23 protein-coding genes and 1 pseudogene are annotated in these 23,224 nt (G+C 68.3%); 4 read left to right on the plus strand and 20 right to left on the minus strand.

The genetic code is table 11. From position 1 onward, the window contains the following. Nucleotides 1–90: 90 nt before the first annotated feature. Nucleotides 91–252, minus strand: coding sequence for a hypothetical protein (locus tag DMB86_RS15665; RefSeq protein ID WP_227878426.1), 162 nt, complete (start codon nucleotides 250–252; stop codon nucleotides 91–93). Between the two features lie 114 nt (nucleotides 253–366). Then, nucleotides 367–1,362: a 3'-5' exonuclease gene (locus DMB86_RS15670; RefSeq protein ID WP_113718615.1), complete on the minus strand. Its 996-nt coding sequence runs from the start codon at nucleotides 1,360–1,362 to the stop codon at nucleotides 367–369. 262 nt (nucleotides 1,363–1,624) lie between these two features. Between DMB86_RS15670 and DMB86_RS15675 the strand changes: the two genes are divergently transcribed. Continuing rightward, the gene (locus tag DMB86_RS15675; protein ID WP_113718616.1) at nucleotides 1,625–2,332 is read left to right on the plus strand and encodes a VTT domain-containing protein; all 708 of its coding nucleotides are present in this window, start codon (nucleotides 1,625–1,627) and stop codon (nucleotides 2,330–2,332) included. A gap of 411 nt (nucleotides 2,333–2,743) precedes the next feature. Here the strand turns inward: DMB86_RS15675 and DMB86_RS15680 are convergent, their stop codons facing one another. The 8 genes from DMB86_RS15680 to clpS form a co-directional block, all read right to left on the minus strand. Beyond that, complete coding sequence (locus DMB86_RS15680; RefSeq protein WP_171814522.1) at nucleotides 2,744–3,739, minus strand: patatin-like phospholipase family protein; 996 nt, start codon at nucleotides 3,737–3,739, stop codon at nucleotides 2,744–2,746. Between the two features lie 230 nt (nucleotides 3,740–3,969). Next, a complete protein-coding gene (gene rdgB, locus DMB86_RS15685) occupies nucleotides 3,970–4,596 on the minus strand; it encodes an RdgB/HAM1 family non-canonical purine NTP pyrophosphatase (RefSeq protein ID WP_113718617.1) in 627 nt (208 codons plus the stop codon). Next, the gene (gene rph, locus DMB86_RS15690; RefSeq protein ID WP_113718618.1) at nucleotides 4,593–5,342 is read right to left on the minus strand and encodes a ribonuclease PH; all 750 of its coding nucleotides are present in this window, start codon (nucleotides 5,340–5,342) and stop codon (nucleotides 4,593–4,595) included. Before rph ends, rdgB begins: the two co-directional genes overlap by 4 nt. Nucleotides 5,343–5,553: 211 nt before the next feature. Next, nucleotides 5,554–6,093 (minus strand): hypothetical protein, encoded by a 540-nt coding sequence (locus DMB86_RS15695; RefSeq protein WP_113718619.1) that lies wholly within the window; start codon nucleotides 6,091–6,093, stop codon nucleotides 5,554–5,556. A gap of 196 nt (nucleotides 6,094–6,289) precedes the next feature. After that, nucleotides 6,290–7,087 carry an MBL fold metallo-hydrolase gene (locus DMB86_RS15700; protein ID WP_113719622.1) on the minus strand — a complete coding sequence of 266 codons (798 nt, stop codon included), beginning with the start codon at nucleotides 7,085–7,087 and terminating at the stop codon, nucleotides 6,290–6,292. Continuing rightward, nucleotides 7,084–8,115: a glutamate racemase gene (murI, locus tag DMB86_RS15705; RefSeq protein WP_113719623.1), complete on the minus strand. Its 1,032-nt coding sequence runs from the start codon at nucleotides 8,113–8,115 to the stop codon at nucleotides 7,084–7,086. Before murI ends, DMB86_RS15700 begins: the two co-directional genes overlap by 4 nt. Before the next feature lie 94 nt (nucleotides 8,116–8,209). Beyond that, the gene (locus DMB86_RS15710; protein ID WP_113718620.1) at nucleotides 8,210–8,776 is read right to left on the minus strand and encodes a DUF2017 domain-containing protein; all 567 of its coding nucleotides are present in this window, start codon (nucleotides 8,774–8,776) and stop codon (nucleotides 8,210–8,212) included. After that, a complete protein-coding gene (gene clpS, locus DMB86_RS15715; protein WP_113718621.1) occupies nucleotides 8,769–9,074 on the minus strand; it encodes an ATP-dependent Clp protease adapter ClpS in 306 nt (101 codons plus the stop codon). The genes DMB86_RS15710 and clpS overlap by 8 nt, the downstream gene beginning before the upstream one ends. 37 nt (nucleotides 9,075–9,111) lie before the next feature. On the opposite strand from clpS, the gene DMB86_RS15720 reads away from it, so the two are divergent. Continuing rightward, the gene (locus DMB86_RS15720) at nucleotides 9,112–10,455 is read left to right on the plus strand and encodes a nicotinate phosphoribosyltransferase (RefSeq protein ID WP_113718622.1); all 1,344 of its coding nucleotides are present in this window, start codon (nucleotides 9,112–9,114) and stop codon (nucleotides 10,453–10,455) included. Between the two features lie 11 nt (nucleotides 10,456–10,466). Then, nucleotides 10,467–11,087, plus strand: a complete 621-nt coding sequence (locus DMB86_RS15725) for an isochorismatase family protein (protein WP_113718623.1) — start codon at nucleotides 10,467–10,469, stop codon at nucleotides 11,085–11,087. A 77-nt stretch (nucleotides 11,088–11,164) separates the two neighbouring features. On the opposite strand, the gene DMB86_RS15730 is transcribed toward DMB86_RS15725, so the two are convergent. The 9 genes and pseudogenes from DMB86_RS15730 to DMB86_RS15770 all read right to left on the minus strand — a co-directional run bounded on the left by DMB86_RS15730 (nucleotide 11,165) and on the right by DMB86_RS15770 (nucleotide 20,414). After that, nucleotides 11,165–11,410: a GIY-YIG nuclease family protein gene (locus DMB86_RS15730; RefSeq protein WP_113718624.1), complete on the minus strand. Its 246-nt coding sequence runs from the start codon at nucleotides 11,408–11,410 to the stop codon at nucleotides 11,165–11,167. 188 nt (nucleotides 11,411–11,598) lie between these two features. Then, entirely contained in the window at nucleotides 11,599–13,368 is a 1,770-nt protein-coding gene (locus DMB86_RS15735; RefSeq protein ID WP_113718625.1) for a DEAD/DEAH box helicase, read from the minus strand. Nucleotides 13,369–13,470: 102 nt separating this feature from the next. Continuing rightward, nucleotides 13,471–13,803, minus strand: a complete 333-nt coding sequence (locus DMB86_RS15740) for a DUF3039 domain-containing protein (RefSeq protein ID WP_113718626.1) — start codon at nucleotides 13,801–13,803, stop codon at nucleotides 13,471–13,473. A 117-nt stretch (nucleotides 13,804–13,920) separates the two neighbouring features. Next, nucleotides 13,921–14,703: a glucosamine-6-phosphate deaminase gene (nagB, locus tag DMB86_RS15745; RefSeq protein ID WP_113718627.1), complete on the minus strand. Its 783-nt coding sequence runs from the start codon at nucleotides 14,701–14,703 to the stop codon at nucleotides 13,921–13,923. A gap of 165 nt (nucleotides 14,704–14,868) precedes the next feature. Further along, a complete protein-coding gene (locus DMB86_RS15750; protein ID WP_129545565.1) occupies nucleotides 14,869–15,576 on the minus strand; it encodes a hypothetical protein in 708 nt (235 codons plus the stop codon). Next, nucleotides 15,573–16,205, minus strand: a complete 633-nt coding sequence (locus tag DMB86_RS15755) for a hypothetical protein (RefSeq protein WP_129545566.1) — start codon at nucleotides 16,203–16,205, stop codon at nucleotides 15,573–15,575. Before DMB86_RS15755 ends, DMB86_RS15750 begins: the two co-directional genes overlap by 4 nt. A gap of 98 nt (nucleotides 16,206–16,303) precedes the next feature. Continuing rightward, nucleotides 16,304–16,633, minus strand: a pseudogene (locus DMB86_RS15760) (ATP-binding cassette domain-containing protein); the annotation flags it as partial. Nucleotides 16,634–16,761: 128 nt separating this feature from the next. Then, a complete protein-coding gene (locus DMB86_RS15765; RefSeq protein WP_113718630.1) occupies nucleotides 16,762–17,703 on the minus strand; it encodes a co-chaperone YbbN in 942 nt (313 codons plus the stop codon). Nucleotides 17,704–17,777: 74 nt separating this feature from the next. After that, on the minus strand, nucleotides 17,778–20,414 hold the full coding sequence (locus DMB86_RS15770) for a hypothetical protein (protein ID WP_129545567.1): 2,637 nt from the start codon (nucleotides 20,412–20,414) through the stop codon (nucleotides 17,778–17,780). A gap of 255 nt (nucleotides 20,415–20,669) precedes the next feature. Here DMB86_RS15770 and DMB86_RS15775 point away from each other — a divergent pair, with 255 nt between their 5' ends. Then, nucleotides 20,670–22,106, plus strand: coding sequence for an AI-2E family transporter (locus tag DMB86_RS15775; RefSeq protein WP_418202283.1), 1,437 nt, complete (start codon nucleotides 20,670–20,672; stop codon nucleotides 22,104–22,106). A gap of 313 nt (nucleotides 22,107–22,419) precedes the next feature. Here the strand turns inward: DMB86_RS15775 and DMB86_RS15780 are convergent, their stop codons facing one another. Next, complete coding sequence (locus DMB86_RS15780) at nucleotides 22,420–23,214, minus strand: alpha/beta hydrolase (RefSeq protein ID WP_113719624.1); 795 nt, start codon at nucleotides 23,212–23,214, stop codon at nucleotides 22,420–22,422. Nucleotides 23,215–23,224 lie beyond the last annotated feature (10 nt).

The raw sequence follows: 23,224 nt of genomic DNA on the forward strand, positions 1-23,224 counted from the left end.
GTCGCGGCCATCGACCGCCCCGAGCGGCAAGTACAGTTGGCCGGCGGAGAACGGTTCACGTACGACAAGCTGTTGCCGGCCACGGGCGCCTCACCGCGTGAGCTGCCCGATGCCGGATCCCACAGCGGGCCGCTCGGGTTCCTCACCTAACAGCAGGATGCGGCCCTTGAACCCGTCGGACCGCAACGATTCCGCCGCCTTTGCACCGGCGAGACCGGCCCCAACGATCACGAACGTTGGCTGTGCGCCCATGGTTTCGCTCCTTTTTACGGACTTCGGCAGCCATGCTCACAATGCCAACGATGTGCTGTCGCCACAATAAGCTGTCGCCAGAATAAGCCAGCGTACCGGGCGCGTGCGCCGGCGTCAGCCCACCATCTGCATGAATTCGCCCTCGGAGAGCACCTCGATGCCCTGTCCGCGGCGCTGCAGTTCCAGCACCCGTGCAGCCTTGGATGTCACGCGGCCGCTGCGCAGATCGGCCGCGGTGAAGCCGCTTCCCACCACCAGGACGGTGGTCTTCCGGGTCACGCTGCTGGCACACTGTGCCCCGCAGTGCGCCGCCCGCACCTTCGCATCCGGCCGCGGCAGGCCAAGGTTCCCTGTGAACACCACCGTCTGCCCGTACAGCGGGTGCGCCGGATCCGCTCCAACGTTCGGCAGCGGGTTCGGGCCCTCGGTGGACCAGCCGTTCCGGCCGGACCTGCCACCGGAGCCTGCCGCCGGGGCGCCGTCCGCCAGCTTCTCCAGGGCCGACCGCGTCGCCTTGGAGACGTCGTCGGTGGCGGGGTCCCAGGCAGCGGCACGCGGCATGGACAGCTTCATGGCGGCGAAGACCCCGGCCACGGAGGATGCGGCATGCCTGCCCGCGATGTCCACCATGATCCCGGCGCAGGCGCGGGCGTCCTCGACGGCGTCGTGGTGGTTCATGAGCGGGACGCCGGCAGCTTCCGCCACGAACGGCAGCGAATACGACGGCAGCGAGTAGTTCTTCCGCGAGAGCACCACGGTGCAGGCATAGTCGAACGCGGGGGCGGGCATCCCCGAGACCTCGGCCGCCGAGCGGATGACGCCGAGGTCGAAGGCGGCGTTGTGCGCCACCAGGGGGTCCCCGCCAATGAAGCCGCGCACCTCGCCGAAGACGTCTTTGAAGCGCGGGGCGGACTGGACGTCGTCGGGCGTGATGCCGTGGATGGAGATGTTGCGCGAGTCGAAGTGGTCGTGGCCGGCGGGCGGGCGCATCAGCCAGTACCCTTCGTCGACCACCACGCCGTCGCGGACCTTCGTCAGGCCCACTGAACAGGGCGATCCCCTGAATCCGTTGGCGGTTTCGAAGTCAATTGCAGTAAAGTCCACAGGCACCCTTCAAGGCTACCGCTCCCAGCGCACGGCCCCGGACGTCTTTTCATGTGTCCCGGCGGCGGTGCTCCTTACGGCGTGGCCCGGCGCAGCGTGAGGTAGGAGCCGAGACCGAGCAGGGCAGGCAACCTAGGCCGTGGCGGCTGCCGTGTCAAGGAGTTTTCCGGGACCTGCCGGCTCAGGAGCTGCCCGCCTGCCTACGCCCAGATGCGTTCGGCCTGCGGCCGGGGCCCGGACGCACAGGGTGCCGTAATCTAGGGTGGTGATGATTTCAGCCCTCAGTGACTTCGCCCTGCCCGCCCTGGTGGGCCATGGCCCTGCCCCGATGGGCTTCCTGCCGCCGTGGCTTGACCCCGTCCACATCCTCGACAACCCGGCCCTCGGCTTCTGGGTGGTGGTCATTGCCTGCGCCATCATCTTTGCCGAGACGGGCCTGCTGGTCGGGTTCTTCCTGCCCGGCGACTCCCTGCTCTTCACCGCGGGCCTGCTGACCAGCACGGGCAAGCTGCCGGTGAACATCGGCGTCCTGCTCATCCTGCTGATCGTGTGCGCGTTCATCGGCAACCAGGTGGGCTACGTGATCGGCGCCAAGGCCGGCCCCGCCATCTTCAACAAGCCCGATTCCCGCCTGTTTAGGAAGGAACACGTGGAGCACGCGCACGCCTTCTTTGAAAAGCACGGCGGCAAGGCTCTGGTCCTGGCCCGCTTCGTGCCGATCGTGCGCACCTTTGTGCCGGTCATCGTGGGCGTGGCACGGATGAACATGCGCCACTTCGTGATTTTCAATGCCATCGGTGCCGTGCTGTGGGCCGGCGGCGTGACGCTGCTCGGCTTCATCCTGGGCGACCGCTTCCCCTGGGTCCAGCAGAACCTGGACATCATTTTCATAGTCATCGTCCTGCTCTCGGTGATCCCCATCATCGTCGAGTTCACCAAGGCCTTCCTGGCCAACCGCAAGGCGAACAAGGCCTAGCCCTCCCCCGCAACCCGCCCTTCCCGAAACCCACCTGCCACGTACGACGGCGGCCCCCGGCACCCAGCCCGGGGGCCGCCGTCGTGCGCGGCAGCCTTTGGGTTGGCTCAGTGCGTGCTGGCCACGGCGATCGGCTCGCCGGTCACATCCTCGAACCGGCGCTTGCGGCGCCAGCACCACCAGGACCGTGCTGGGAATCGACTCAACGATGTCCGAGGGGCTGCCGATGATGTGGCCGTTGATCTTGACGTGTTCGTGGCGCTGTGCGGGGACGGCGGAGGCGAAGGTCCCTGTGGCGTGCCGTGCCTGCCAGCAGGGCACGACGGCGGCCCGGCGTACACGCCGGACCGCCGTCACGTCGTGCACCCTTCTGGTTTCATCGCCGTCGCCAGTGGACCGATGTCGAGTGCGTCAGCGCCAGAAGTCGGTGAGCGGCCCGGCAAGGGCCCGGCCCTGCTCGTAGCCGGCCCGGGCTGCCGGCGGGCGCAGCGACAGATCCATCGCGTTGGCGCCGAACATGTGCTCGGAGTGGCGGTCCGGGAAGATCGCCTCGACCCTGCTCCCGCGTGCACGGAGTTCGTCGACCTGCGCGGCGAGCTGCATGCCCCAGTCCAGCGGGTGCCGTGTTCTGCCGCCGAGGGGCGACAGCACCAGGACCCGCCCGTATCCGGCGGCCAGGTCGGCATTCTCGCTGGACCGTCGGTAGCCGCCGTCAATGTATGAGTTTTCCCCGATCCGGTAGGGAAGTCCACCGGCGCAGCTGGCGGCGACGGCGTCAGCCAGGTCGACGCCGCTGTGGCGATCGAACACGACCGGTTCACCGGCACGGGCATCGACCGCCGTGATGAGCACCGTTCGTTGCGGCCAGTGCTGGCTGGGCAGCCGGGAGGCGACGGTCGCGCGCCACTGTGTTTGCCAGGAGCCGTCCGACGCGGCGTCCAGGTCGAGTGCCGCCGCGCCCATTCTGCGGCGCATGTCGGCCGGATCGTGAGCGGCGGCGATGATTTTGCTCGTCCTGTCCATGTGGTCCGTCACCCGCCTGGCCGGAGCGCGGCCCCGGTCGGATCCGGCCGGACCGGTCCCTCGCTGGGGGGCCGTGGCAAGGATGGCGGCAAGGAGTTCGGTCGGGGTCGCGCCAGCGATCTGGGCCGCGGCCGTCGAGCCGGCCGACGTCCCGACAGTCAGGTCGGCTGTCGTCACATCCAGCCCGGCCTCCAAGAGGCCGGCCAGGAGGCCGACCAGCCACGCATTGCCTGTCGATCCGCCGCCCCCGAGGACAAGCGCCCGTCCGCCCGGGGCGCGCACCGGCTTCGTGGCGTCGTCTTGCGGCTGATCCCGGCCGGACCTCTGCGGGCCGGAGGCCGTCGCCGGAGTTACGTGCAGGGTGGAAAAAGGTGTTGTGTTCATGGGAGTCGCCCTTCGCGATGTGCCTTGTTGGGCGCTCCCGGTGGCGACTACGTCAGTCGCGCGATCGTGGACTGCAGGGGAGCGCCCATTATGGATGGTGCGTTCATGGGTCTCACCTCCTGCCGATTGATCACGATCACCGCAAAAATATCACGCCGGCGACGCGGTGGGCAACCGGCATCGTGCCGGTTGCCGTGCCGCCCCCGAACTCGCCGCCGGCCGCTACACCCTCATCCGCGCCGGAGCGCCTTGACGATGTGCGGGAGCAGGGCGCGGAAGGCCTGGCCGCGGTGGCTGATGGCGTTCTTTTCCCCCGCCGTCAGCTCGGCGCAGGACTTCTCCAGGCCCAGCGGTTGGAGGATGGGATCATAGCCGAACCCGCCGTCGCCGCGCGGCGCGGTGAGCAGGGTGCCTTCCAGGGTCCCCTCCTCCACGACGTCCAGGGTCCCGTCCGGGCTTGCCAGGGCCGCGGCGCAGACAAAGCGCGCGCCGCGGTGCTTACCGTCAATGTCGGCCAGCTGGGCCAGGAGCAGGTCCAGGTTCGCGGCGTCGTCGCCATGCGCGCCGGCCCACCGGGCGGAAAAGATCCCGGGCGCCCCGCCCAGCACGTCTACGGCCAGGCCGGAATCGTCGGCAATGGCAAGGACGCCGGTGAAGGCAGCCACCGCCGAGGCCTTCAGCCGCGAATTCTCGGCGAACGTGACCCCGGTTTCCTTGACGTCGGGCGCGTGCAGGGCTCCGGCGTCGACCACGTCCACATCGACGTCGAGACCGGGCACCTGGCCGCGCAGCAGTTCGCGCAGTTCGCGCAGCTTGCCCTGGTTGTGGGTGGCCAGGACCAGCCTGGTACCGGTCACTTCGCGCCGAGCGTCTCGCGCTGGATCTGGGCCAGCTGGGTGGTGCCGATCAGGGCCAGGTCAAGGAGCTGGTTGAGCTCGTCGCGGTCGAACGGCGCGCCTTCGGCGGTGCCCTGGACCTCCACGAACTTGCCGGAGCCGGTGACCACCACGTTCATGTCGGTTTCGGCGCGCACGTCCTCCACGTAGGGCAGGTCCAGCATGGGTACGCCGTCGATGATGCCCACGGAGATGGCCGAAACGGTGTCGATGAGCGGCTGCGCGGCCTTGGCGATCAGCTTGTTTTCCTTGGCGTACGCCACGGCATCGGCGAGGGCCACGTAGGCGCCGGTGATGGCCGCGGTGCGGGTGCCGCCGTCGGCCTGCAGGACGTCACAGTCGAGGACGATCGTGTTCTCGCCGAGGGCCTTCGTGTCGATGATGGAGCGCAGCGAGCGGCCGATCAGGCGGGAAATCTCGTGCGTCCGGCCACCGATCCTGCCCTTGACGGACTCGCGCGAGTTGCGGGTGTTCGTGGCGCGCGGCAGCATGGCATATTCGGCCGTGACCCAGCCGGTCCCTTCGCCCTTGAGCCAACGCGGCACGCCCGCGGTCAGCGAGGCGGTGCAGAGCACGCGGGTGTTGCCAAACTCGATCAGGGCCGACCCTTCGGCCTGCTTGGACCAGCCGCGGGTGATGGAGATGTCGCGGAGCTGGTCGGGGGTGCGGCCGTCGGCGCGCAGCTGTGAAGTCTCGCTATTCGTCATGGGACCAGCCTACTGGCCGCGGGGCCCCGGCCGAGCGCAGCGAGGTTGGGGAGGGCAGGAGGCGCTACTGGCCGCGGGGCCCCGGCCGAGCGCAGCGAGGTTGGGGAGGGCAGGAGGCGCTACTGGCCGCGGGGCCCCGGCCGAGCGCAGCGAGGTTGGGGAGGGCAGGAGGCGCTACTGGCCGCGGGGTGGCGTCCCGTCATGCGCCACGTCAGCGGAACTTATTGGCGCGCTTGAAGTTCTTCGTGTCGGTGAAGTACTGCGCACCCGGCTGGATGAAGCACAGGATGATCGCCGCGACGCCGGCCAGCACCTGCAGGATGGTAAAGATTCCCGCGGGAAAGGTGAGGCCGACGAACCGGGACAGCGAGATGACCGCCAGGACCAGGCCGGTGATGCGCGCCCAGTTGGCTCCCTTGTTGATGAACATGCCGATGACGATGTACAGGGCCACCGCCACGACGGCCGAGACCACGGTGAAGCCGATGGCCGTGGTGACCGTGACCTGGACCAGGTCCTGGGCGTTGGTGTTGGCGGGAAGGTTCTGCTTCGCGATCGCCTCGGCGGCCGTCTGGCGGAACTTGTCGGAGGAGGCGTACACCACGCCGAAGATGGCGGCTATGACCTGCAGCACCGCCGCGGCCAAGATCAGCTGGAATGCCCAGCCCACCTGCTTGGGTTTCACGGGTGCGGCAACGCTTGGCTGCTGCGACCACTCCGGATTGTAGCTGGGCATCGGCATGTTGCTCATGGTCTTGTCCTTTACTGGGAACGGCTCGGCGGCCCCGCCGGTCCTCACAAGCAACCGCCAGACACCCCCAAGTCTTGTGCATCGGTAGTTCCGACCCTATCCGACCCCACGCGAGGATTCATGATCATTTCGGATGATTCTGCCTCGAAAGCGCGCAGCCGGAGCTGACCTCCCGGCGCGCGCCATGGAAGGAGGGCTAGATCGAGTAGTGGACGCCGGCGACGGCGGCGGCCACGTCGCCCGAATAAACGGCGCGGGCCTCGTCCACGACGGTGTTGGGGTCCGTCCACACGGGGATGTGGGTCAGCAGGAGCCTGCGTGCGCCGGCCCGTTCGGCGGCTTCGCCGGCCCGCTTGCCCGTCAGGTGGACGTCCTTGATGTGGTCGTCGCGGCCTTCCTCGAATGCGGCCTCGCACAGGAACAAGTGTGAATCGCGGGCGGCGTCCTCCAACTCGGGGCAGGCGTCCGTGTCCCCGGAGTACGTCAGGGCGACGGTGCGGTCCACGCCGGTGCCGTCAAATTCCGTGGTTTCCACGCGCAGTGCGTAGGCCTCGGGCACGGGGTGGTTCACCGGGTAGGGCGTGACCTTGAACGGCCCCACCGTGACGGGTTCCATTGCCTGCCACGGCTGGAAGTCGAACTCCTCGCGCATGCCCGGGTCGAGTTCGAGGCCATAGGCCGTGGCGAGCCGGTCCGCCGTCGCCTCCGGCCCCCAGACGCGGATGCGCCCGCGGTTCCAGCCGTGCGGGTTCCAGCGCACCGCCACGTGCAGCCCGCACAGGTCCATGCAGTGGTCCGGGTGCAGGTGCGAGAGGAAGATCGCGTCGATGTCCTCCAGGTCCATGTACTTTTGGACGTCTCCGAGCGCGCCGCTGCCCAGGTCCAGCAGCACCCGCCACGGCCGGGTGCCGTCGTGGGCGGTCAGCAGGTAGCAGGACGCGGACGACGACGGCCCCGGGAAGGACCCGCTGCACCCCACGATCGTCAGTTTCATGCCCGCTCCCCCGCGGGCCACGAAGCGCCCGGCCTGCCGGCCGCCTCCTGCAAGACGAAATTCGAGATCCTGGAGCCCGCGGAAGCGCCGGATCCCGCGGCGCGCGCGGCGGCGATCATGTCCGGGGTGATGCGGGCCATGGACCCGGTCGGATAGTGCGCGGACACGTGGCTTGCCTGCTCCACGCCCCGGACCTCCGGGCCCAGGAAGCGCCGGGCCAACACGCCGAACTGTCCGGCGTCGCCCGTGGACAGGAAGGTGTGCGTCGGGGGCTCCTCGGAAAGCCGTTCCAGGTCGTGGCCCACCAGCGCCTTGTAGACGTCCTTGGCCGTTTCCTCGGCGCTGGAGACGAGGGTCACGGCGTCGCCCATGACGTAGGAGATCACCCCTGTGAGCAGCGGGTAGTGCGTGCATCCCAGCACCAGCGTGTCCACCTGGGCCCGCCGCAGCGGGGCCAAATAGGCCTCCGCGGTGGAGAGCAGCTCCGGCCCGGCAGTGACCCCGGATTCCACAAAGCGCACAAAGTCAGGGCAGGCCACGGACGTGATGTGCAGGTCCGGTGCGGCGGCAAAGGTGTCCTCGTAGGCGCGCGAGCCCACCGTGGCGACGGTGCCGATGACCCCCACCCTGCCGGTTCGCGTGGCGGCGACCGCGCGGCGGACCGCCGGCTGGATGACCTCAATGACGGGGATGCCGTACCGGGCGGTGTAGCGTTCCCGCGCGTCGCGCAGCACGGCCGCGGAGGCGGAGTTGCAGGCGATGACCAGCAGCTTCACGCCGGCGTCCACCAGCTCGTCCATGACGCCCAAGGCGTTGGCACGGACCTCGGCGATGGGCAGCGGTCCGTAGGGCCCGTTGGCGGTGTCGCCCACGTACAGGATGGACTCGTTGGGCAGCTGGTCGATGACGGCGCGCGCCACGGTCAGCCCGCCCACACCCGAGTCAAAGATGCCGATGGCGCGGTCTGCCATGGGGTGCGCGGCATCAGGCTGGGCTGTGGCTGGGGATCCCCCGGGCAGTGTGCTCATGATCGTTTCAGAATAGATGCAAAGCCGCAGCGCCGGGTACATTTGGCCGCGTCTGTTTTATCACAGGGCCCCGGACCGCCCCGGGCTCCAATGCCTATTTGCTGCCCTTCAGGCCGGCCAGCATGGCCTGGACCAGGCTTTCCTGCAGCCACGAGACAAAGTTGTAGACCAAGGACAGGTAGCTGTCGACGTCGTCCGCCTCACCCCAGTCCTGCACCCGGTGGACCCGCTCGGCGTCGTCCTCGTCCTGAATCTCGAGCCGCTGGGCCAGGACCAGCCGGACGTCGTTCAGGGCCCGGGCCCACAACCCGGAGGCCTCGGCGTCCAGGACCAGCTTGTCCTTGTCCAGGTCCAGGGTGGCCGCGCGCAGGGCGCCAATCTTCGATTCCCGCAGGGAGCGTTCGGTGAGCTGTCGGAACTCCAGGGCTGCCGCGCCGTCGTCCTTCACGGCGTCCGGCAGCAGGCGCAGGAGTGCGGGGTCGGTGGGGACGGCGACGTCCATGTCCAGCCCGATCAGCGCCGCGAGCGGGTCCTCATGGGCGGGCCGGGAGGGTTCGAGCATGGTGATGATGTCGGCGAAGAGCTTGCGCAGGAGGTCGCGTTCGGCCGGTTCAAGGAAGCCGGTGATGCCGCGGCGGCCCGGGTTGAAGGCCTTAGCCACGTCCGCCGCCTTTCTGGACCGTGGCCCACAGGCCGAATCCGTGCATGGCCACCGCGTGTGCCTCCATCTTTTCCTTGGCACCGTGCGCCACGGCCGATTTTCCCTCGACGTGCACCTGCATCATCAATTCGGCGGCCTTCGCTTCGGAATAACCAAAATAGCTTTGAAAAACGTAGCTGACATAGCTCATCAAATTCACGGGGTCGTTCCAGACAATCAGCTCCCAGGGGATGTCCGGCGATGAGAGTTCGTGCGTGGATTGGTCCCGGTCGGTTTCCGGGGCTGTGCTGACACTCATGTGTCCATTCTAGTGTTGCCCCACTAAAGTGAATTCCGTGACTACTGCATCGGGCTGGGGACCACCCCGCACCTCCCTTTTCACGGACCACTACGAGCTGACCATGCTCCAGGCGGCCCTGCATTCCGGGGCCGCGCACCGGCGCAGCGTGTTCGAGGCGTTCGCGCGCCGGCTCCCGGACGGGCGCCGCTACGGCGTGGTGGGCGGCACGGGCCGGCTGCTGGAAGGGCTTGCGGAGTTCCGTTTTGGCGCCCGGGAGCTGGACTATTTGGCCGCAAACACCGTGGTGAATGGTGAAACCCTCGCCTGGCTGGCCGATTTCAAGTTCTCCGGGAACATTTACGGTTACGCAGAGGGCGAACTGTACTTCCCGAATTCCCCGATCCTGACCATCGAATCCACCTTCGCCGAGGCCTGCATCCTGGAGACGTACGTGCTTTCCGTGCTCAACCACGATTCCGCCATCGCATCCGCCGCGTCCCGCATGATCACGGCGGCCGGCTCGCGCCCCTGCATCGAAATGGGATCGCGGCGCACGCACGAGGAATCCGCCGTGGCAGCCTCCCGCGCGGCCGTGCTCGCCGGTTTCCACAGCACCTCCAACCTCGAATGCGGGCTGCGCTACGGCGTCCTGACCCAGGGCACCGCTGCCCATTCCTTCACGCTGCTCCACGATTCCGAGGAGGAGGCGTTCCGCGCCCAGGTCCAGTCGATGGGGGCCGGCACCACCCTCCTCGTGGACACGTACGACGTCGAGGCCGCAGTCCGCAGGGCCGTCGCCATTGCGGGGCCGGCCCTGGGCGGCGTGCGGCTGGACTCCGGCGACCTCCTGGCCCAGGCGCACGACGTCCGCGCCTTGCTGGATTCGCTGGGCAACGTCAACACCCGGATCACCGTCACCTCCGACCTTGACGAGTTTGCCATCGCCGCACTGGCCGCGGCACCCGTGGATTCCTACGGCGTGGGGACCTCCCTCGTCACCGGCTCCGGGGCGCCCACCGCCTCCATGGTCTACAAGCTGGTCTCCCGCGAAGGCAATGCCGGCGAGTTCGTCCCGGTGGCCAAGACGGCGAAGAACAAGGCCAGCGTGGGCGGGAAGAAGTTCGCCCTGCGCCGCCTGAACGACCGCGGGCTGGCCACTGCCGAGGTGGTGGGCATCGGCACCATGCCGGAGAACGACGGCAACGACCGCCCTCTGGTCCAGGAGTTCATGCACGACGGCGTGCTGGCGCCGGGGTGGACCGGACCGGAGGGTGTGCGCCGGGCCACCGAGCGCCACGCCGCCTCCATGGCGGAACTGCCCGGTGCGGCCCGCCGGCTGCAGCGCGGGGACCCCGTCATCCCGACCGAATACATCCAGCCGTCAACCGTACGGAACTAAAGGAGAGACGCATGGCCAAGGCACTCATCATTGTGGACGTGCAGAACGATTTCTGCGAAGGCGGCTCCCTCGCCGTGGAGGGCGGGGCCGCCCTGGCCTCCGAGATCAGCGAGCTCATCTCCGAGACACCCGGCTATGACTTCATCGTGGCCACGCAGGACTGGCACATCGACCCGGGCAGCCACTTCTCCGAGACCCCGGACTTCGCCACCAGCTGGCCCGTGCACTGCGTTGCCGGCTCCCGGGGTGCCGCGCTCCACCGCAACCTCGACACCGAGGACATTGACGCCTACTTCCGCAAGGGCAAGTACGACGCCGCCTATTCCGGCTTTGACGGCCTGCTGGCCCCGGAGGACGAGGTCATGGTCGGTGAGCGGGAGGCCCACGAGGACGCCGACCCGGACGACACGACGGCGGCCGTGAGTCTCGACGACTGGCTGCGCGAGAACGACGTGGACGACGTGGTGGTGGTGGGCATTGCCACGGACTTCTGCGTCCGTGCCACCGCCCTGGACGCCGTCAACGCCGGCTACAACACGACCGTGCTGCGCGACTACGTCGCCGGCGTGGACGACGACGCCAGCGAAGAAGCCCTCGACGAACTCGCGGACGCGGGCGTGGAGGTCAAATAGCGCCGGTGGCCGAGACCCGGTGGTCGAGCAGCGAGCCCCGCGAGCGCGTCGAGACCTAGTCCTTCAAGCCGAAGCAGTCATGGACCCATCTGCCGAGACTTGGCCTCGGATAGGCCCGGCAGGGCCTTCAACCGTGCCTCGATGAGGGCCTCTCTCTTGGCCCGGCTCCAGCCTTGTATCTGCTTTTCCAACGCAAAGGCTGAGGCGACCCGCTCATGTTCCTGTGCCCAGACAAGGGCAACGGGCCTCCGGCGCCGTGTGTACGCCGCCCCCTCGCCAGCGTTGTGTCGGGCAAGACGGCGTTCCAAATCCCCATGTGGCATGGACACATTGTCGTCGCCGGACGGCGCATCTTCGGGGCCAAAATCATAATTGTGGATAACAGGCCCGAATTGCCATGCTGCCGAAGGACAGGTGAGCCATAGGACCCGACGCTCCTAGGTCTCGACGCGCTCGCAGAGCTCGCTGCTCGACCACCGGACACCAGAGCTCGCTGCTCGACCACCGGCTGCTATTTGCGGCCGAGGAACCAGTCCTGAAGCTTTTTCAGGCGCTGCTGCAGCTGCGGCTCGTTGGCCTGCGCGACGGCGGGACCGCCGCAGATCCGCCGCAGCTCGCTGTGCACCATGCCGTGCGGCATGCCGGAGCGGGCACTCCAGGCAGAGACGTTTTTAGCCAGTTCGTGGCGCAAGTCCATCAGCATGCGGTGGTCCACCACGGCGGGAGCCTCAGGTTCCGGGGCCGCGGAGGCCCTGCCGCGGCGGCGCGTCTGCTGATCGGCCTGGCGCTGGCGCAGCAGCACCCCCACCTGGTCGGCGTCGAGCAGTCCGGGGATGCCGAGGAAGTCAAGCTCGTCGTCCGAGCCGATCTCGCCACCCGCGCCGAATTCGCCGCCGTCGAACAACACCTTGTCGAAGGACGCCTGGGACTCCAGGGCCTCAAACTTGAATTTCTCCAGCGTGTCGGAGGCCTTCTCCTCGCGGTTGGCCTCCTCCATCTCGGAATCATCAATGAAGCCGTCCGGGTCCTTGTCCGGCCGGTCCAGGGCGTGGTCGCGCTCCAGTTCCAGCTGGTTGGCCAGTTCCATCAGGTTCGGCACCGACGGCAGGAACACCGACGCCGTCTCCCCCCGCTTCCGGGCGCGCACGAAGCGGCCGATTGCCTGCGCGAAGAACAGCGGCGTCGCGGTGGAGGTGGCATACACGCCCACGGCAAGGCGCGGCACGTCCACGCCCTCGGACACCATGCGCACAGCCACCATCCAGCGCTTTTCACTGGCGGAAAACGAATCGATCTTGTCCGAGGCCTTGGCATCGTCGGAGAGGATCACCGTGGGCGACTCCCCCGTGATCTTCTTCAGCTGCCCGGCGTAGGCCCGCGCGTCGTCATGGTCCGTGGCGATGACCAGGCCCCCGGCGTCGGGCACGGCACGGCGGACCTCGGTGAGGCGCTTGTCCGCGGCCGCCAGGACGGCCGGAATCCATTCTCCGGCCGGGTTCAGCGCGGTGCGCCAGGCCTGCGAGGTGATGTCCTTTGTCACCGGCGCGCCCAGGGTCGCGGCCATTTCCTCGCCCGCGCTGGTGCGCCAGCGCATCTGGCCGGAGTAGGCCATGAACATTACGGGGCGGACCACGTGGTCCTTCAGGGCCTCGCCGTAGCCGTACGTGTAGTCGGCCTTGGAGCGGCGGATGCCGTCGCGGTCCTCCGCATATTCCACAAACGGGATGGCGGCCGTGTCGGAGCGGAACGGTGTGCCGGTCAGCGCCAGGCGGCGGGCCGCCGGGTCAAAGGCCTCCCGGATGCCGTCGCCCCAGGACAGCGCGTCTCCGCCGTGGTGGATCTCGTCCATGATGACCAGGGTGCGGGCCGCTTCCGTCTTGGCCCGGTGGAGCAGCGGCTTGCTGGCCACCTGAGCGTACGTGACGGCGACGCCGATGAAGCCCCTGCCGTGGCGCCCGTCCGCATTCTTGAAATTCGGGTCGATCGAGATGCCGACCCGTGCCGCCGCGTCCGCCCACTGGCGCTTAAGGTGGTCGGTGGGCGTGACGATCGTGACCCTGTTGATGGTGCCGCGCGCGATCAGCTCGGTGGCGACGTGCAGGGCGAAGGTGGTCTTGCCGGCACCCGGCGTGGCCACGGCCAAAAAGTCCCGGGGCGCTTCGGCGAAGTATTTTTCCATCGCCTCGGTCTGCCAGGCGCGCAGCTTTTGGGCCGTGCCCCAGGCCGCCCGCTCCGGGTAGGCGGGAGGCAGCGACGGGCCACCAAACAATGTTTCCGTCACGAATTCCCCGCCATCAAATCACTTCTTCCCTGGGCGCCGCCGTCTTCCGGGCACGCCAAATAACGGCACGGAACCGCACCCTTGAAACTGCCGTTGCTGCGTTTACTGCTTGGGATTCTTCGGGCCCTTGCCCTTGCCGCCGGAGGGGTTCATGCCCTCGTAGATGGCCTTGCATTCAGGGCAGACAGGGAACTTGTGGGGGTCGCGGCCCGGCGTCCACACCTTGCCGCAGAGCGCCACCACGGGCTCGCCGGACATGGCAGATTCCATGATCTTTTCCTTGCGCACGTAGTGCGAGAACCGTTCGCTGTCGCCGGGCTCGACCTGCTGGCGCAGTTCCTCGCGTTCAATGACAGCCGTTGACCCGCCGGTGTGGCCGGGGCTGTGCATGGGATCGTTTTCGAAGGGATCTGGTGGCAAGCTCATGGAAACCATTCTAGCCTCTCCGCCCGCCCGACTCACCCGGGCCCGCGCCCCCGCAGCGGGTCCCTCGCGGTTGTGGGCCCATCCAACCGCTCCAGGCACGCGACTCGCGGAACTGGCCTTTCTGGACTAAAGCCCCTGCCAGGCGGGCTTGTTGTCGTAAGCATGGCGATAGGACGCGGCGCGGGCCAGCTTGGCGGCTGCCGCCTCGTCCACGAGGATGGTGGCGTGCGGGTGGAACTGCAGCACGGACGCCGGGCAGGCGGCGGAAACAGGGCCCTCAACGAAGTCGCGGACGGCCTGCGCCTTGCCGGCGCCGCAGGCCACCAGGACAACGTGGCGGGCATCCATGATGGTGCCCAGGCCTTGGGTCACCACGTGGTGGGGAACCTGGTCGATGTTGTCAAAGAAGCGGGCATTGTCCTGGCGCGTCTGGTCCGCGAGCGTCTTGATGCGCGTGCGGGAGGCCAGCGAGGACCCCGGCTCGTTGAAGCCAATGTGCCCGTTGGTCCCGACGCCGAGGATCTGCAGGTCCACCCCGCCGGCTGCCTTGATGGCTTGCTCGTAGGCGAGGCAGGCCGCGGCGATGTCCGCGGCGCTGCCGTCCGGCCCGTGCACGTTTTCCGGCGCAATGTCGACGCGGTTGGTGAACTCCCGCCGGATGACCTCGCGGTACGACTCAGGATGGCCCGCGGGCAGCCCCACGTATTCGTCCAGGGCAAAGCCCTGGGCACGGGTGAAGCTCAGGCCGGCTTCGTCGTGGCGGCGGGCCAGTTCGTCGTAGATGGGCAGCGGGGAGGATCCCGTGGCCAGGCCAAGGACGGCATGGGGCAGTTCGTGGACCAGGGCCTCGATGGCGTCTGCGGCGAGCGCGCCGACTTCCTTGCTGCTGGGGAGGATGATGACCTCCATGAAACACGATCCTTTCACGGCAGATGGCGTGCCGGTGCTGCGGGGGTGGGTGGGGGATGCACCTTTGCCCAGCAGGGACGCCCCGTCCGTCCTCCGCTGTGGCGCAGGACGGACAGGGCGTCATTGCCGGACAAAACTGTTCGCTGAACCCAACCCTATCGAGTGTCAGCGGTCTGCCGAAACGGCCAGCAACAGTTCCGGCGCCCGGCTGTCGAAAAGCCACGCGCCCAGGCGGACACCGGCGAGCAGGAATCCGGAGCCCAGGACGAGGCCAGCGGTCAGCGATATCCAGCCAAACACCGGCTGGTTCGTGGCCATCGCCATGGTGGACAGCACAATTTCCGGTACGATCAGGGGCCCGGCGCCGGCAAATCCCGCCAATTGAACCAGCCTCGTGGAGAGGTTGTTACCGGCCTTGGACTTCAGCGGGCTGTCCCCCGGGAGCGGTGCATTGATGGTGAATCGGGCCGAAAAGACGCTTGCCAGTCCCAGCGCACTGCCGACCACCCCGACGGTGAGTCCCAGGACGGCCGGGAGGAGATCCCACGCCCCGGAGATGCCGCTGCCAACCACGGCGTACACGACGCCGAGCAGCAGGGCCAGGCTGCCGGCGGCAAGGGCGCGGCCGGCTCGATCGGCCGCGCCGGCTACGCCAGAGGCAAGGTGGAGCGCGAGGGCGGTGTTGTCGTAGGAGATGTCGGAGGAGATGCTCCACACCACCAGGAAGGCGGCCAGCACTCCTCCCAGCCCGAGGGTGGTGCCCAGCGCGCCAATGCCCATGGCCTGGGAGCCGGCAAAGACGAGCACCAGGGGCAGGAGCGGGGCGATGATCAATCCGGCGCTGTAGCGCGGGTCCCGAAGCCAGTACGTCATGCTACGCGCGGCCACGGCGCCCGTCGGGGTTGCCGGAAGGATCCTGAAGAAACCCATGTTTCCGGCGCTGCGGCTGGAGCCACCCGAGTAGGCGGCGTGACCAGGGCCTTGGACAGGCAGGCCTTCCAGATCCAGGCCAGGGCCGCAAGGGCGGCCACGGCGATGACCAGCTTGGCGCCGGCCGGTCCCCAGTGGCCGCGGGCCACGTCTGCGGGCACGGCCCAAATGGCGCCAAGCGGCGTCCAGGACAGGGCGGCGGCGAGCGAGGGCAGGTAGTCCTGGAGGTCCCGGACGCCGGCCGTGACGCCCGTGATGATGGGACCCACAAACAACAGCGGGACCAGCAGGATCACGCCGCTGAGGTCCCTGAACCGCCGGGAGGAGGCCAAGCTTGCGCTGGCTGCGGTCATGGCACGGGATGCGGCGATGCAGGTCAGGGCCGCAAGCGCGCCGCACAGGACGGCTGCCACCGCCGCCAGCGGATGCAGCCACCAGGCCGCGGCCGTGCCGACGCGCGCCAGCAGGGTGATGGCCCCCGGAATGCCGATGAAGCTGGACAATGCCAGCCCGACCAGCAGCGACTTCAGGGGAATCGCATAGGTGGTGAACCGGGCCGGATCCAAAGTCATGTCCAGCCCGGAGGCCACTACCGGGATGACCAGCCAGCCCAGGGACGATGACCGTGCCGACCGCCTCGGGGCCCTGGGTTCCCAGCGCCACCAGGCCCACCAGCACCGCGCCCAAGACGCCGGACGCCGTCCGGCAGCAGGCCCATGAGCCGCTTCGCCTCCAGCGGACTCCCCCAAACGTCGACGCCGTCGACCCACACGCTGCCGGCGTCCGGGCGCAGGAGGCCGGTGGCCATGGACAGGGAGGTGGTCTTGCCTGCACCGTTGGGCCCGACCAGACCGTAAAACGAGCCCGCGGGAACGTCCAGATTGATGGAGTTGACGGCGATCTTTGGGACGAAACGTTTGGCGAGGCCCCGGATGGCCAGGGCCGGGGGCCGCAGCCCGGCCGCCGGCGGCCCGGTCATTGGTGGCGAGTTCTCAGTCATAGCGCCACCCTAACAATCCGCCGGGAGGGAGTTCACCATCCGAAAGGATGACTTCCGCCGGGCTGCTGCAGGCGGGAGCGGCCGCCGGGACCCGCTGGGAAAGGCGCTCGAACCCCGCCGTGCTGCCGCTAGAACAGGGCGCGGGCCAGAGCCTGTCGTGACGCCGAGACGCGGGGGTCGGAGGTGCCGACAACCTCGTACAGTTCCAGCAGGCGCAGCCGGGCTGTTTCCCGTTCGGGACCAAAGTGCAGGGAGATGAACTTCACCAGCCGGGCGAAGGCATCCTCGACATGGCCGCCCGTGACATCCAGGTCGGCCACCGCCAGCTGGGCCTCGGCATCGTCCGGGTCCCCGGCGGCACGCGTGCGCACGGCTGCGGCCTGTGTCGAATCCAGCTCGGCTGTCCGGCGCATGAGGTGGACCTGTGCCAGCCCGACCTTTGCATCGACGTCGTTCGGCTTCTCGGCGAGGGCCTTTTCGTAGGAGGCCTGCGCGGTGGCAAAGTCGCCGGCTTCGATGGCGTCAAAGGCGGCCTGGTGCAGGGGCGGCAGCGGGGGCGCCTCGGCCGCCGCAGTGTCCGGGGCGCCGCCGAGGTTTCCGGTGACCCCGTTGGTGGCGGCCACCTTGAGAAGTTCGTCGAGGAAGGACTTGATCTGCTCTTCCGGCAGGTCACCCTCAAAAAGGGGCACGGGCTGGCCGTTGACCAGTGCCACCACGGTGGGAATGGCGGCGACGCCGAATGCCTGCGCGATCCCCGGACTCGTGTCGGCATCGACACGGCCCAGGGCAATCCTGCCGGCGTAATCGTTCATGAGCTTTTCGAGCACGCCGTTGAGGACGGCCGATTGATTGGAGCGGCCAGAACCCAGCGAAACCACCACGGGCACCTTCTGGGACAGGCCCACGAACTCCTGGAAACTTTGCTCGTTGACGTCCACGGCGTAGGGCGATCCGCCACCGGCAGCGGCCGCCGGTGCCGTGGCACGGCTCTTTAATGCTGAAAGGTCGACGGCGCCGCGCAGGTTGGGTCCGGACGGCGGGACGGCGGGCATGGAACTGTTTTGGCTCATGGATTCACTCTAACTGTGCCGTGCCCGCCGCGTTGGGGAATCACGCCGCGGGCGAAACTGACGGTGGGGGCCGGCTACTTGAACTTCGCCCCGATCAAGTTGCGGTTGGCCGAGACGATGCTGATCTGGCCTTTGGCCGAGGCCGGCGGGATATACATGACTATCGGTTCGGCGTAGCTGAGCACGAAGCCCTTGGTGGTTTCCGTCCCGCCCGCGAACACGGCGGCGTCGGCGCCGATGGTCAAGGTTGCCTCAGCCTTCGACGTGGCGTCGATGCCGAAGGTGTAGCCGGCCACCACCATGGCGCCGCCATCGGCGGTGCGCATGGCCAGGGCCGTCTTCATGTCCGGCGTGTGGCTGAACACGTACGTGGCGTCCTTGGCCTCCTTGAGCACCTGGGCCTGCGTGTTGAGGACGCTGGGGATATACACGCTGTCCTTGAACGTCGACTTCCACTTGCTGTCGGCCTTGGTCAGCCTGTCACTCAAGGCCGCGATCGCGTCCTTCGGGCTCATCTGGAGCCCCGTGGCGGAATTCAGCGGAACGCTCGCAGCGCCTTCCTTGTCGACCGTGGGGAACGTCTGGCCCGGCAGCAGCGGGGTGGCATTGATGAGCTTGTAGTTCTCGCGGGCGCTGGCCTGGACGAGCGTCAGCAGCTGGGGAAGGGCGTTGCCTTCTCCCTGCGTGACGATCATGGCCGAGCGCGGCCACGTGGAGTCGGTGGTGACCACCCGGGCGAGCAGCTTGGTGCTGTTGACCGGGTCCACCGCCGCCTGCTTGGAGACCTTGGAGCGGATCTTGTAGTTTGCCGCGCGAATTTGCAATGCCAAGCCGGCTACCCGTGGCTCAAGCTCCTTGGCGTTTTTGGCGTTGTCGCCCGAGGCGACCACCGTGGAAACGGCCGCTGCAATCTTTTGCACCTGGCTGTCCAGAAGCACCGGCAGGCCCGCAGTGGGCGCAGCAGTTGCTCCGGCGGTGCTGCCCGCGGACGGGCTCGGCGTGGACGACGCCGTGGGACCGGAAGCCGGCGTCGTGGGGTCTGCGGCCACGGCCGGCCCCATCGTCCCCGCGACCAGGACCGCCACGAGGGCGGCCGCCCAACGGGCCTTCCGCGGCACGCCGCGGACGAGCCGGGCCCAAGCGTCGGCGGGGGGCCTGACGGTACGGTCGCTCTTCCCCTCTGCCGGCTTGTTTTTGGCACCCCTCTTGAAAGAGCGCTTGGGTTTCATCCTGCCTTTGCCCCCCGGGGTTTCCCCGGCAACGGCCGGCGACTGCCCGCCAACGGACGTACCGGAGCCCTCACCGGACGTACCGGAGCCGCCACCGTCGCCATCGCTCTCGCGGCCGCTCCCGGATTCGCCTCCGCGCTTTGCAGAGTCACCCTGCCCTGAGGGGTCGTCCCTGCCGACATGCCACTTGCCGGCGTCGGAGGTGCCGGAGGCGCCAGCATCGGTGCCAGCAGTGCCCGCGGTGCCGGTATCGGTGCCGGTGGAGTTTTTTGCGCCCGCGGTGCCCGCGGCACCGGAGATGCCGGCGGCGCTGGAGATACCCGCGGCCCCTGCGTCGTTGCCCAAGGTGCTGGCGGAGCCTTTCGACGCCGTCGTGTCATTGCCACTGCCCTGGCGCCCGGCGGCCTCCGTACCCGCGACCTGACCCAAGTCCTGGCCGTCCTCGGTCCTGCCGGAGCCTGGCACATCCTCCGAGGAGCGCGCGCCCCCGCCTGCATCTGTGTCTGCGTCTGAGCCCATGCCCGCCCCAGTGGCTGCGTCTGCGTCTGCGCCCGTACCGGGAACCGGCATCGCCGAGGTTTCAGCCGCGCCGGGCCCGCTGGAACCCAGCGTCCCGGGAAGGGCTGAGGCGTGGTCCGGCCCGTTGCCGTGGCCACCGGCAATGCCCGCACCCACACCACCTGAAGCTGCACCACCTGTGCGGGCCACCGCCGCGGCCTCGGTCCTGCGTGCGGCGCGGCGCGCATCCGCGATCGTGGCCGGTTTGGGAATTCGGTCCCGGGCCGCCCTTTCCCTGTCGGCCACGAGCTTTTCCACTTCCACCGCTCCCATGGCGGGATCCGAAGGCGCCCGACCCGCGGCGCGACGGCCGGCCACGGCCGCCTGGGGCTTGCGCGGTGCAATGAAGAGCAGCAGCGCGGCGAGTGCCAGCAGTGCCGAGCCGATGACCATCAACGGAACAGCCCACGGGGTTCCCGCGGCGTTGTCAGTGGTCAGCGTAATGTCGGTGGGGGCAGGCGCCGTGCCGTCCGAGGACACCAGAAGCGCCCAGTCGCCATGGCCGGGGGCCTGCCACGTGTAGCTGAGTTCGCCCGTGCCCTTTTCCTCGCTGACCCACATGTCCGAGCCTGCAGGGTTGGGTACCTTCGCCGCACCGGCAATGCTCTTGGCGGTCAGGGCGGTGAAGTCACTGTTCACGCCCGTAATGTCGGTGTGCGCGGCATCGCCCACCCAGCCGGTGATGTCACGCTGCTGCGCAACGGCAAGCTGGATGGGTCCCTTGGCCTTGATGGTCATGGTGAAGTTTCCATCCTTGGCCTTTAGTACGTCGGGCCCAATGACTGTCAAGGGAGACGGCGTGACACTGCCCTGGACGCCAGCTGTGACGGTGGCGGGCGGAAGCCAGATGGTGCGCTGGCCAATCCCCAGCCCGAGGACCACCAGGCCCAAAATGGCCAGGACAATTGCAATCTTGGAACGCAACAACATACCTATCATCGGCGGAAAACTACTTTGGTCGATCCTTCAAGGGTAACCGAAACGTTACCTTTGGCCCCGTTTTGCGAGGAAACTCTCACCCGGGAAAGCGGTGCGGTCCGGACCCGGAACGTCCGGGCGCGGCCTCTGGGCAAGCCCGAAATGAGCGCTGGCGGGCGGGCTCCGCTGATAATGTCGACTCACCATGAACAACTGGGGTGTGGGCAGGTCTCCCGCTCCCGAACATTAAGGCAGCCTTCCTTGAGTTCTACCCGTGACACTGACGCACCCGAGCCGGATCCCGCGGACCACAACCCGGAAACAAAGGACCACGCCGGCGCCGGACCCCACGTGCCCGGCACCCGGGTGCCGCCCCCGGCGCCCGGCGCGGCCGCGTCTGAAAGTGAAGGGTCGGGACAAACCGGGCCGCCAACGGCTGCGGACGAAACCCCGGCGGGAGGGCATGGCGGGGCAGCCGCGCCACGTCCGGCGTCGACCTTCCCTGCGGGGCGGCAGACCGCGGCGGGGTGGCGCTCCTGGCTGGCGCAAAAGGTCCGCCAGCCGCTGCCGGGCGCCCAGCCTCGCGTGCGCTTCGCTTTGCCGTCCGAATCGCTCGAGGATGCCGTCGCAACACCTGCTGGCAACATTCCGGCGTCCGGCGGCATGTTCCGCCACCCGATCTATTTCGGTTTCATGGGCACCGTTGGCGTCGGCATCGCCATTTTCCTGAATTACATCGTGGCGAACACGTCCCAGCTGCTGCTGTGGATAGTCACGGCCCTGTTCATCGCGCTCGGCCTGGACCCCGTCGTGCGGTGGCTGGAGACACGGAAGGTGCCGCGGCCGCTGGGCATTGTGCTGACCCTTGTGGTCCTGTTGGGCGCAGTGGCCATCTTCTTCGCCACCCTCATCCCCACGATCGTCGACCAGACCACGCAGCTTGTCCAGAAGGCGCCCGGTTGGATCAACGACTTCCTCAGCTCCGACCTGTTCCATCAGCTGGACGTGCAGTACCACGTGGTGGACACCATCAACCAACAGGTGGCCAAATTCTTCCAAAACGCCCAGACGGTCGGGGGCGTGTTCGGCGGCGTGGTGGGGGTGGGCACCACCATCGCGAACGGCCTGTTCGGCACGTTGATTGTGCTGGTCCTGAGCCTGTACTTCCTGGCGTCGATGCCGTCCATCAAGAAGTGGGGCTATCGCCTGGCGCCGCGATCCCGGCGCGCGCGCGTGGAAGAGCTGAGCGAGGAAATCACCCGCGGCGTGGGCAACTACGTGATCGGCCAGGCCTGTGTGGCGATCCTCAATGCCGCCTTTGCGTTCATCGTGATGAGCATCCTGCACGTGCCGTTCAGTGTTCTGCTGGCCTTTGTGGTGGCCCTCCTTGCCTTCATCCCGCTGGTGGGCGGCATGCTGGCGGCCGTGGTGGTCACGGCCGTCAGCCTGACACTGGGGTGGCAGACGGCCATCATCTACGCCATCTGCCACTTTGCCTACCTGCAGTTTGAGGCCTACTTCATCTCCCCCCGCATCATGCAGAAGGCCGTAGCCGTCCCGGGCGCCATTGCCGTCATTTCCGTCATTGCCGGCGGCAGCCTGCTCGGCGTTCTCGGCGCGCTCATCGCCATTCCGACCGCCGCGGCCGTGATGCTGCTGGTCAAGGAAGTGTTCATTGCGCGCCAGGACAAGATGTAGCGTCCTGAGGGACCGAACGTACAGGTCTGGCGAGGCGTCCATGCCCGCCCCGCGCCGAAAGCACAGCAACGGCGGGTGGGGCGGCCGCCGGGCCACCAGAGCTGTACTCTCGGCGCCCCTGTCGGGCGGCCCCGGGCCACCAGAGCTGTACTCTCGGCGATTTGCACGGCCCACTGGGGTCGCAACGGAGGGTGAATCCCGATATACCAGCCACACATCTCCGTCCCGCCGTCCCGGGTCTCGGCGGTCTCGCCCACCGGGGAGGCGGTGCAACGGTCGGGCCGTCGGCCGGCACGACCGGGAGGCGCGGCGGCTATGCCACGGGCGCGGCGGCCACCGGGCCCTGCCACTCGTCGGGCAGCCGGACCGGCTGCCCCAACACCGTCGAGGCGATCTCGCTCAGGGCCCGCATGACGTATTTCTCTCCGACCCACAGGTGCTTCGCCCCGGAAACGGACACCAGCCGTGCCTGAGGGACCAGCGAAAAGCGTTCGCGGGCGGCCTCCGGCCGAAGATAGTCGTCAAACTCCGGCACCAGCACGGCCAGCGGCTTGCCGTCCGCGGCCCATGCGGCGAGGTCGACGTCGCCGGCACGGTGCAGCGGCGGCGAGAGCAGCACGGCACCCTCCAATTGGGAAGCCGTCGGCTCCAGTGCCCCGTACTTAAGCACCAGCTCCGTGCCGAAGGACCAGCCCACCAGCCACCGGTTCGGCAGCCCGCGCTCCACGGCGAACCGGACGGCCGCCTCAAGGTCAAGGCGCTCCCCCACGCCGTCGTCGAAGGCCCCGCCGCTGGTGCCCCGCGGCGAGGAAGTGCCGCGCGTGTTGAACCGCAGCACGGCAATTCCCGCCAGCGCGGGCAGGCGGTAAGACGCCTTCCTGTACACGTGCGAATCCATGAAGCCGCCGTGGGTGGGCAGCGGGTGGAGGGTGATGAGCGTGGCCCGGACCACGCCGTCGGCCGGAAGCGCCAGCTCGCCCACCAAAGTCAGCCCGTCCGCCGTCGTCAGCTCAATGTTCTCGCGCAGGGCGGGCAGCACGGTGGCGGCGCGGACCGTAAAACGGACGCCAGGATCGGAAAATTCAAGGGTTGCCGGGTCGATTGCCATGCCCACCAGC

The organism is Arthrobacter dokdonellae, assembly GCF_003268655.1.
Taxonomy (GTDB): Bacteria; Actinomycetota; Actinomycetes; order Actinomycetales; family Micrococcaceae; genus Specibacter; species Specibacter dokdonellae.

What these genes read in the sequence shown, in the direction of transcription:
- DMB86_RS15665 (WP_227878426.1), bottom strand. Translation starts at nt 252, where the DNA reads ATGGGCGCACAGCCAACGTTCGTGATCGTTGGGGCCGGTCTCGCCGGT.
- DMB86_RS15675 (WP_113718616.1), top strand. Translation starts at nt 1,625, where the DNA reads ATGATTTCAGCCCTCAGTGACTTCGCCCTGCCCGCCCTGGTGGGCCAT.
- DMB86_RS15680 (WP_171814522.1), bottom strand. Translation starts at nt 3,739, where the DNA reads ATGAACACAACACCTTTTTCCACCCTGCACGTAACTCCGGCGACGGCC.
- rph (WP_113718618.1), bottom strand. Translation starts at nt 5,342, where the DNA reads ATGACGAATAGCGAGACTTCACAGCTGCGCGCCGACGGCCGCACCCCC.
- DMB86_RS15695 (WP_113718619.1), bottom strand. Translation starts at nt 6,093, where the DNA reads ATGAGCAACATGCCGATGCCCAGCTACAATCCGGAGTGGTCGCAGCAG.
- DMB86_RS15700 (WP_113719622.1), bottom strand. Translation starts at nt 7,087, where the DNA reads ATGAAACTGACGATCGTGGGGTGCAGCGGGTCCTTCCCGGGGCCGTCG.
- murI (WP_113719623.1), bottom strand. Translation starts at nt 8,115, where the DNA reads ATGAGCACACTGCCCGGGGGATCCCCAGCCACAGCCCAGCCTGATGCC.
- clpS (WP_113718621.1), bottom strand. Translation starts at nt 9,074, where the DNA reads ATGAGTGTCAGCACAGCCCCGGAAACCGACCGGGACCAATCCACGCAC.
- DMB86_RS15725 (WP_113718623.1), top strand. Translation starts at nt 10,467, where the DNA reads ATGGCCAAGGCACTCATCATTGTGGACGTGCAGAACGATTTCTGCGAA.
- DMB86_RS15730 (WP_113718624.1), bottom strand. Translation starts at nt 11,410, where the DNA reads ATGCCACATGGGGATTTGGAACGCCGTCTTGCCCGACACAACGCTGGC.
- DMB86_RS15740 (WP_113718626.1), bottom strand. Translation starts at nt 13,803, where the DNA reads ATGGTTTCCATGAGCTTGCCACCAGATCCCTTCGAAAACGATCCCATG.
- nagB (WP_113718627.1), bottom strand. Translation starts at nt 14,703, where the DNA reads ATGGAGGTCATCATCCTCCCCAGCAGCAAGGAAGTCGGCGCGCTCGCC.
- DMB86_RS15750 (WP_129545565.1), bottom strand. Translation starts at nt 15,576, where the DNA reads ATGACGTACTGGCTTCGGGACCCGCGCTACAGCGCCGGATTGATCATC.
- DMB86_RS15755 (WP_129545566.1), bottom strand. Translation starts at nt 16,205, where the DNA reads ATGACTTTGGATCCGGCCCGGTTCACCACCTATGCGATTCCCCTGAAG.
- DMB86_RS15765 (WP_113718630.1), bottom strand. Translation starts at nt 17,703, where the DNA reads ATGAGCCAAAACAGTTCCATGCCCGCCGTCCCGCCGTCCGGACCCAAC.
- DMB86_RS15780 (WP_113719624.1), bottom strand. Translation starts at nt 23,214, where the DNA reads ATGGCAATCGACCCGGCAACCCTTGAATTTTCCGATCCTGGCGTCCGT.